The organism is Actinosynnema sp. NPDC059797, from assembly GCF_042732085.1.
In the GTDB taxonomy this organism is placed as follows: domain Bacteria; phylum Actinomycetota; class Actinomycetes; order Mycobacteriales; family Pseudonocardiaceae; genus Actinosynnema.
On the sequence record NZ_JBHWIE010000298.1, the window covers coordinates 1 to 8,847 of the forward strand.

1 protein-coding gene is annotated in these 8,847 nt (G+C 76.0%); it reads right to left on the reverse strand.

Annotation, left to right across the window (positions count from 1 at the left end):
* The coding region (locus ACFV4N_RS34965; RefSeq protein WP_499676940.1) for an SDR family NAD(P)-dependent oxidoreductase at positions 1-8,847 on the reverse strand (8,847 nt) is incomplete at both ends.

An 8,847-nucleotide genomic window follows, 5' to 3' on the forward strand; every position in this document is an offset into this window, starting at 1 on the left:
CGACCCGGTCGCAGCCGACCTGGTCGCCGGCGCGCACGGCCAGCTCCACGAACGCCGTGCCCGGGAGGATGACCTCGCCGGAGATGGCGTGGTCGGCCAGCCACGGGTGCGTGCGCAGCGACAGCCGGCCGGTGAGCACCGCGCCGTCGCCGTCCGCCAGCCCGACCACCGCGCCCAGCAGCGGGTGCCCGGCGTCGACCTGGCCGAGGCCGGTGGCGTCGCCCGAGCCGACGGCCGCGTCGAGCCAGAAGCGGCGGCGCTGGAACGGGTAGGTGGGCAGGTCGACGCGGCGTGCGCCGGAGCCCGCGAACACCGTGCCCCAGTCGGGGGACGCGCCCCGGACGAACAGCGCGCCCAGCGCGGCGGCCACCGTCCCGGTCTCCGGGCGGTCGGCCCGCAGGGTGGGCACCAGCAGCGCCTCGCCCGGGTCGAGCAGGCAGTCGCGGCCCATCGCGGTGAGCACCGCGTCCGGCCCGACCTCCAGGAACGTGGTGACGCCGCGCGCCTCCAGCTCCCGGACGCCGTCGTGGAAGCGCACCGCGCCCCGCACGTGCCGCACCCAGTACTCCGGGTCGGTCAGCTCGCCCGCGCCGGCGACCCGGCCGGTCACGTTGGACACCACCGGCAACCGCGGCTCGGCGTAGGACACCGTCGCGGCGACCGCGCGGAACTCGTCGAGGACCTCCTCGGTGTGCGGCGAGTGGAACGCGTGCGAGACGCGCAGCCGCTTCGTCTTGCGGCCCTCGGCCCGCCAGCGGGTCTCCAGCTCGTCGAGCACCGCCTCGTCACCGGAGACGACGACCGACGCCGGGCCGTTGACCGCGGCCACGTCGACCCGGTCCTCGCGACCGGCGATCCACTGGCGCACCTGGTCCTCGGTGGCGATCACCGAGAGCATCGCGCCGTCCGGCCTCATCGACTGCATGAGCCGGCCGCGGGCGGCGACCAGCCGGCAGGCGTCGGCCAGGGAGAACACGCCGGCCACGTGGGCGGCGGCCAGCTCGCCGATCGAGTGGCCCGCGACGAGGTCGGGCCGGACGCCCCAGGACTCCACGACCCGGAACAGCGCGACCTCGAAGGCGAACAGCGCGGGCTGGCTGAACCGGGTCTGGTCCAGCACCTCCCGGTCCTCGCCGAAGACCACGTCGGCCAGGGAGACGCCCAGCTCGGCGTCCATCAGCGCGCACGCCTCGTCGAACGCCGCGGCGAACACCGGCGACGCGGCGCGCAGCTCGCGGCCCATGCCGAGGCGCTGCGAGCCCTGGCCGGTGAACAGCAGGGCGAGCTTGCCCGCCGCCCGCTTCCCCCGGACCACCCCGGGCGCGTCGCCGTCGCGTGCCAGCGCCTCCAGCGCCGCGAGCACGTCCTCCCGGTCCCCAGGCACGACGGCCGCGCGGTGCTCCAGCGCCGCCCGCGTGGTGGCCGCGGAGTAGACGACGTCGGCCAGGTTCGCGGAACCGGCGAGCGCGTCGCGCAGCCCCGCCGCCCGGTCGCGCAGCGCGGACTCGCTGTGCGCCGACAGCACCAGCGGGACCAGCGGCGACGCCTCCGCGGGCGCTTCCGCGACCTCGGCGACCGGCGCCTGCTCCAGCACGATGTGCGCGTTGGTGCCGCTGATGCCGAACGACGACACGCCGGCCCGGCGCGGGCGCCCGGTCTCCGGCCACTCGCGCGGCTCGGTCAGCAGCTCCACGTTGCCCTCGGACCAGTCCACCTGGGGCGTCCGCTCGGCCACGTGCAGCGTCCGCGGCAGCACGCCCTCGCGCATCGCCATCACCATCTTGATCACACCCGCCACACCCGCGGCGGCCTGCGTGTGACCGATGTTGGACTTGATCGAGCCCAGCCACAGCGGCTGCTCCCGGTCCTGGCCGTAGGTGGCCAGCACCGCCTGGGCCTCGATCGGGTCGCCCAGCCGCGTGCCGGTGCCGTGCGCCTCGACCGCGTCCACCTCGACGGGCGACAGGCCCGCGCCGGCCAGGGCAGCGCGGATCACCCGCTGCTGGGACGGGCCGTTGGGCGCGGTCAGGCCGTTGGACGCGCCGTCCTGGTTGACCGCCGAGCCCCGGATCACCGCCAGCACCTGGTGGCCGTTGCGCCGGGCGTCGGACAGCCGCTCCAGCACCAGGACGCCCACGCCCTCGGACATGGCCGTGCCGTCGGCGTCCGCCGAGAACGACTTCGCCCGGCCGTCCAGCGCCAGGCCGCGCTGGAGGCTGAAGTCCAGGAACGTCTCCGGCGTGGCCATCACGCTCACACCGCCCGCCAGGGCGAGGGTGCACTCCCCGCCGCGCAGCGCCTGCGCGGCCAGGTGGATCGACACCAGCGACGACGAGCACGCGGTGTCCACCGACATCGCCGGGCCTTCGAGGCCCAGCACGTAGGACACCCGGCCGGACGCCACGCTGCCCAGGCTGCCGTTGCCGATGTAGCCGGCCAGCTCGTCGGGCACCGAGGTCAGGCGGGTCGCGTAGTCGTTGTACATGATGCCGGTGAACACGCCCGTGCGGCTGCCGCGCAGCGAGGTCGGGTCGATGCCCGCCCGCTCCAGCGCCTCCCACGACGTCTCCAGCAGCAACCGCTGCTGCGGGTCCATCGCCTGGGCCTCGCGCGGGCTGATGCCGAAGAACTCCGCGTCGAAGTCGGCGGCGTCGTGCAGGAAGCCGCCCTCCAGCGAGCAGGTCTTGCCGACCTTGCCCGGCTCCGGGTCGAACAGGGCCTCGTGGTCCCAGCCCCGGTCGGTCGGGAACGCGGTGATCGCGTGCCCGCCCTCGGACAGCAGCCGCCACAGCTCCTCGGGCGTGCGGACCTCGCCGGGGAAGCGGCAGCTCATCGCGACGATCGCGATCGGGTCGTCACCGGCGGCCCCGCCGGTCGCGACCGGCGTGCCGGCGTCGGCCGCCTCGTCGTCGCCCAGCAGCTCGGACTTCAGCAGCTCGGCCAGCACCAGCGGGTTCGGGTGGTCGAACACCAGCGTCGCGGGCAGCCGCAGGCCGGTGGCCGCGTTGAGCCGGTTGCGCAGCTCGACCGAGGCCAGCGAGTCGAAGCCCAGGTCGCGGAACGCCCGGCGCGGCTCGACCCCGTCGGCGCTGTCGTGGCCCAGCACCGCGGCCACGTGGGAGCGCACCAGGTCCAGCAGCACGCGGTCGCGGTCGGCCTCGGGCAGGGCCGCCAGCTCGCCCGCCAGGCCCGTGCCGCCCTGGTCCTCGACCGGGCCGGACACCCGGCGGACCGGCTGCCGGACCAGGCCGCGCAGCAGCGCCGGGACCGCGCCGCGCTCGCGCAGCGCGCCCGTGTCCAGGTGCATCGGCGCCAGCAGCGGCTCGTCCAGCGAGAGGGCGGCGTCGAACAGCGCCAGGCCCTCCTCGCTGGTGAGGCCCTTGACGCCGGACCTCGCCATGCGCGCGATGTCCACGTCGGACAGGTGGCCGGTCATGCCGCTGCGCTCCGCCCAGAAGCCCCACGCGAGCGAGACGCCCGGCAGTCCTTCCGCACGACGCGCCCGCACCAGGGCGTCCACGTAGACGTTGGCCGCCGCGTAGTTGCCCTGACCGCCGCCGTCCACGAGGCCGGCCGCCGAGGAGAACACCACGAACGCCTTGAGGTCGCGGTCGCGGGTCAGCTCGTCCAGGTGACGCGCGCCGTCGGCCTTGGGCCGCCACACCGCGTCCACCTGCTCGACCGTCATCGACGACACCAGGCCGTCGTCCAGCACGCCCGCGGTGTGCACCACGCCGCCGAGGCGCCGGATGCCGCCCAGCACCTCGGCCAGCGAGTCGCGGTCGGCCACGTCGCACGCCACCACGTCGACGGTCGCGCCCAGGCCGGCCAGTTCGTCGCGCAACTCCACCGCGCCCGGCGCGTCCAAACCACGACGCGAGGTCAGCACCAGGCTCCGCACGCCGTGCGCCGTCACCAGGTGCCGGGCCAGCAACGCGCCCAGGCCGCCCGTGCCGCCGGTGACCAGCACCGCGTCCTCGGCGTCCCAGGTGAACGCCTCCGCGCCGGCGGTCGCCCGCGCGAGCCTCGGCGCGAACAGCTCCTCGCCGCGGATCGCCACCTCGGGCTCACCCGAGCCGAGGGCGATCAGCAGCTCCTCCCACGACACCGGCCAGGAGTCGGTGTCGACCAGCACGAACCGGTCGGGGTTCTCCGACTCCGCCGCGCGCACCAGGCCGTGCACCGCGGCCACCGCCGGGTCCACCGGCACGTCGCCGACCGCCGCGCCGCCGCGGGTCAGCACCACCAGGCGCGACGCCGCGAACCTGTCGTCGGCCAGCCACTCGCGGGCCACCGCCAGCACCTCGTCCACCGCCGCGCGCGGGGTCGCCGAGGACTTCACCGGCAGCACGACCCACTCGGGCACGTCGTCGGTGAAGGCGCCCAAGCCCTCCACCTTCGGCACGTACTTGCCCAGCGCGTTGCCCAGCACGACCACGCGCCCGGTGGTCGGGTCGGCGGTCACGCCGGTCCAGCCGAGCGCGAACAGCGCGTCCGGCACGCCCGGCGCGGCCACCACGACCTCGCGGGACAGCAGGTCGTCCACCGCCGCGACGGGCGCGCCCGCCTGGTCGGCGACCCTGATCGCCAGACCGCCCGCGCCGACCGGGGTCAGCCTGACCCGCAGCGCGGCGGCGCCGGTGGCGAACAGCGAGACACCGGTCCACGCGAACGGCAGCTGCGGCGGCCGGTCGCCGTCGGACTCCTGCTCCAGCACCAGCACCGAGTGCAGCGCGGCGTCCAGCAGCGCCGGGTGCAGGCCGTAGCCCGCCGCGTCCTGGCGCAGCTCCTCGGGCAGCGCCACGTCGGCGTAGACGTCGTCGCCGAGCCGCCACGCCGCGCGCAGGCCCCGGAACGCCGGGCCGTACTCGTAGCCGCGGTCGGCCAGCGCCTCGTACGCGCCGGCGAGGTCGATCGGCTGCGCGCCGGGCGGCGGCCACGCCACCAGGCTGAAGTCGGGCCGGGCGCCGCCCTCGGCGAGGAAGCCGGCGGCGTGCCGGGTCCACGGCGCGTCGGCCGCGGCGCCCTCCGGGCGGGAGTGCACGGTCACCGGCCTGCGGCCCGCGTGGTCGGGCGCCTCGACGCGCACCTGCACGCGGACACCGCCCCGCTCGGGCAGCAGCAGCGGCGCCTCCAGGGTCAGCTCCTCGACCCGGTCGCAGCCGACCTGGTCGCCGGCGCGCACGGCCAGCTCCACGAACGCCGTGCCGGGCAGCAGCGGCGTGCCGGACAGCGCGTGGTGGGCCAGCCACGGGTGGGTGTCCAGGGCGAGGCGACCGGTGAGCAGCGCCTCGTCCGAACCGGCCACCGCGATGGCCGCGCCCAGCAGCGGGTGGTCGGCCGAGCCGAGGCCCGCCGAGGACACGTCGCCGGCCGGGCCCGTGGCGTCCAGCCAGAAGCGGCGGCGCTGGAACGCGTAGGTCGGCAGCGGCACGCGGCGCGGCGCGGCGGGCGCGAGCATCCCCGCCCAGTCCACCGCGACGCCGCGCGCCCACGCCTCGCCCAGCGACAGCAGCACCCGCGGGAGGCCGCCGTCGTCGCGGCGCAGCGAGCCGACGGCCGCCACGTCGTGGCCGGCCTCCTCGGCGGTCTCCTGGATGCCCATGGTCAGCACCGGGTGCGGGCTGCACTCCACGAACACCGCGTGCCCGGTGTCGAGCAGGTTGCGCGTGGCGCCGACGAAGTCGACCGTCTCGCGCAGGTTGGTGTACCAGTACTCCGCGCCCAGCCCGGCGGTGTCGAGGACGTCACCGGTGACGGTGGAGAAGAAGGGCACGTCCGAGGTGCGCGGCTCGATGTCGGCCAGCACCTCCAGCAGCCGCTCGCGGATCGACTCCACGTGCGCCGAGTGCGAGGCGTAGTCCACGGCGATGCGCTTGACCCGCACGCCCTCCGCGGCCAGCTCCGCGCCGAAGGCGTCCAGGGCCTCCGGGTCGCCGGACACCACCACGGACCGCGTGCCGTTGACCGTGGCCACGGACACTCCCCCGGGCAGCCGGCCGCGCACGTCGTCGGCGGGCAGCAGGACCGACATCATGCCGCCCTTGCCGGCCAGGTCCTCGGCGATGGCCAGGCTGCGCAGGGCCACCACCGCCGCGCCGTCGCGCAGCGACAGGGCGCCCGCGACGCAGGCCGCGGCGATCTCGCCCTGGGAGTGGCCGATGACCGCGTCCGGGCGCACGCCCGCGGCGCGCCACACCTCGGCGAGCGACACCATGACCGCCCACAGCACCGGCTGGACCACGTCCACGCGCTCCAGCGACGGCGCGCCCTCGGCGCCCCGGACCACCTCCAGCAGCCGCCAGTCCACGAAGGGCTCCAGCGCCACCGCGCACTCGCGCATCCGCTCGGCGAACGCCGGCGAGGACTCCAGCAGCTCCACGGCCATGCCCGCCCACTGCGAGCCCTGGCCCGGGAACACGAACGCCACCCTCGGCTCGCCCAGGACGACGCCCTCGACCGCGCCGGCCGGGGACTCGCCCGCGCCGAGCGCCGCCACGCCGGCGCGCAGCCGGTCTGCGTCCTCGCCGACCACGACCGCGCGGTGCTCCAGCGCGGCGCGCGTGGTGACCAGCGAGTGCGCCACGTCCACCGGGCGCAGGCCCGGGACGCGGTCCAGGTGCGCGGCGAGCTGGGCCGCCTGGTCGCGGACCGCCTGGCGGGTGCGGCCGGACAGCACCCACGCCACCGCCGACGGCTCGACCTCGGGCTCCGGGGCCGGCTCGGCGCCGGTCCCGGCGGGCGGGGCCTGCTCCAGCACGATGTGCGCGTTGGTGCCGCTGATGCCGAACGACGACACGCCGGCCCGGCGCGGACGCCCGGTCTCCGGCCACGGCGTCGTGTCGACCGACAGCGCGACCTCGCCCTCCGACCAGTCGACCTGCGGGGTCGGCTCGGCCACGTGCAGGGTCTTCGGTACCTGGCCCTCGCGCATCGCCATGACCATCTTGATCACGCCGGCGACGCCCGCGGCGGCCTGGGTGTGGCCGATGTTGGACTTGATCGACCCGAGCAGCAGCGGCTGCTCGCGGTCCTGGCCGTAGGTGGCCAGCACCGCCTGGGCCTCGATCGGGTCGCCCAGCGGGGTGCCGGTGCCGTGCGCCTCGACCGCGTCCACCTCGGACGGGGTCAGGCCCGCGTTGGCCAGGGCCGCGCGGATCACCCGCTGCTGCGAGGGACCGTTGGGCGCGGTCAGGCCGTTGGACGCGCCGTCCTGGTTGACCGCCGAGCCCTTGACCAGGGCCAGCACCTCGTGGCCGTTGCGGCGCGCGTCGGACAGCCGCTCCAGCAGCAGCAGGCCGACGCCCTCGCCCCAGGCGGTGCCGTCGGCGTCCGCGGAGAACGACTTCGACCGGCCGTCGCCGGCCAGGCCCCGCTGGAGGCTGAAGTCGACGAACGTGTCGGGCTGCGCCATGACGGTGACACCGCCGGCCAGGGCGAGCGTGCACTCGCCCGACCGCAGCGCCTGCGCCGCCAGGTGGATCGACACCAGCGACGACGAGCACGCGGTGTCCACCGACATCGCCGGGCCTTCGAGGCCCAGCACGTAGGACACGCGGCCGGACAGGACGCTGGCGATGCTGCCGTTGCCCAGGTACCCGGCCAGGTCGTCCGGGACCTCCTTCAGCCGGCTGGCGTAGTCGTGGTACATGACGCCCGCGAACATGCCGGTCGGGCTGCCCTTGAGCGAGGTCGGGTCGATGCCCGCCCGCTCCAGGACCTCCCACGCGGTCTCCAGCAGCAGGCGCTGCTGCGGGTCCATGGCCACGGCCTCGCGCGGGCTGATGCCGAAGAACTCGGCGTCGAAGTCCAGCGCGTCGTAGAGGAAGCCGCCCTCGCGGACGTAGGACTTGCCCGGCTTGCCCGGCTCGGGGTCGTAGATCGACTCCACGTCCCAGCCGCGGTCGGCCGGGAACTCGCCGATGGCGTCCACGCCCTCGGCCACCAGCCGCCACAGGTCCTCGGGCGTGCTGACGCCGCCCGGGTAGCGGCAGCCCATGGCGATGATCGCGATGGGGTCGTCGTCGGCGGGTCGGACCACCGGCGCGGTGGTCGCCGGCGCGGGCGCGGAGCCGGTCAGCGTGCTCGCGATGTGGCCGACCAGCGCGGCCGGGTTCGGGTAGTCGAACACCAGCGTCGCGGGCAGCCGCAGGCCGGTGGCCGCGTTGAGCCGGTTGCGCAGCTCCACCGCCGCCAGCGAGTCGAAGCCCAGCTCGTTGAACGCGCGCTTCGGCTCGATCTCGTTGCCGCTGTCGTGGCCGAGCACGGCCGCGACGTGCGAGCGCACCAGGTCCAGCAGCACGCGGTCGCGGTCGGCCTCGGCGAGACCGGCCAGCCTGCGCTGGAGGGTGGACTGCTCGGACTGCTCGGCCGCGCCGCCGGCGGTCCGGCGGGCGGGCCGCACCAGGCCGCGGAACAGCACGGGGAGCTGGTCGCCGCGCGAGCGCAGCGCGGCCAGGTCGAGCTTCATCGGCACCAGGAGCGGCTCGCCCTGGGAGAGGGCGGCGTCGAACAGCGCCAGGCCCTCTTCGCCGGGCAGGCCGAGGATGCCGGAGCGGGCCATCCGGGCGATGTCCGCCTCGGTCAGGTTGCCGGCCATGCCGCTGCGCTGCTCCCACAGGCCCCACGCGAGCGAGACGCCCGGCAGACCTTCCGCGCGCCGCGCCTGCACCAGGGCGTCCAGGTAGACGTTGGCGGCGGCGTAGTTGCCCTGCGCGGTGCTGTCGACCACGCCCGCGGCGGAGGAGAACAGCACGAACGCCTTGAGGTCGCGGTCGCGGGTCAGCTCGTCCAGGTGACGCGCGCCGTCGGCCTTGGGCCGCCACACCGCGTCCACCTGCTCGACCG